An 875-nucleotide genomic window follows, 5' to 3' on the forward strand; every position below is an offset into this window, starting at 1 on the left:
TGGATGTGGGCATGGTCTGCCCCGACTGCTACCGCGACCTCACGGGCGGCAGCTCGAAGGCGCAAGGTTCGAAAGCACAGGGCTCATTCCTGGCGCGCCACTGGCACATTACGTACACGCTCATTCTGATTAACGTCGCGATGTACGGTCTGCAGCAGATCATTCCCAATGAATGGGTGGTTAGGCACGGCAACATCTGGTGGCCCTACGTCCAGCATGGCGAGTACTACCGCATCATCAGCTACGGTTTTCTGCACATGCAGAACGACCCGATGCACCTGGTGTGGAACATGATTAACCTCTTCATCTACGGCGTGTCCCTCGAACGCATGATGGGGCGCTGGAAGTTCCTCCTCGTGTACCTGGGCTCTATCGTCTTCGGCGCCCTCGGCGTGTACGTGCTGGCATCTGACACCAGCGTGGTGGGTGCCTCCGGTGGTCTATTCGGCCTCATGGGCTCTTTCTTGACCCTGCTAATCATCAGGAAGCAGAAGGACACCGCACGAGTGTTCGTCATGATTACTGCCCCGAACATCATCTATAGCATTCTGACCCCCTCGAATATCTCCCACGCATGCCATGCGGGTGGTTTTGTCGGTGGTGTGCTGTTGACACTGCTGTTTGTCCCGCTTGTGGATAAGCCCGAGCCTCCTCAGCAGCAGAGCCCGCAGCAATGGCAAAACGGCAGGTACTAAGCCTGAAAATACGTGAAAAATCTTCGGAAAATCCGGCACACAACCCTTGGAGGGTCAGTGGAGAACTTTCCCAACTACATGAATTACGGGCAGAGCCCCACGGTCTGCGTCAACCACCCCGACCGCGTTAGCTACGCCCAGTGTGGGCGCTGCAACCGCACCGTCTGCGGCGAATGCCAG

At 57.3% G+C, this 875-nt stretch carries 1 protein-coding gene; it reads left to right on the forward strand.

Translation table 11 applies throughout. From position 1 onward, the window contains the following. A partial coding sequence (locus tag HMPREF2879_RS09135) for a rhomboid family intramembrane serine protease (RefSeq protein ID WP_070599759.1) occupies nt 1–695 on the forward strand: 695 nt, incomplete at its 5' end. Nucleotides 696–875: the final 180 nt, after the last annotated feature.

Origin of the sequence: Rothia sp. HMSC069C04 (assembly GCF_001812895.1) — a bacterium.
Taxonomy (GTDB): Bacteria; Actinomycetota; Actinomycetes; order Actinomycetales; family Micrococcaceae; genus Rothia.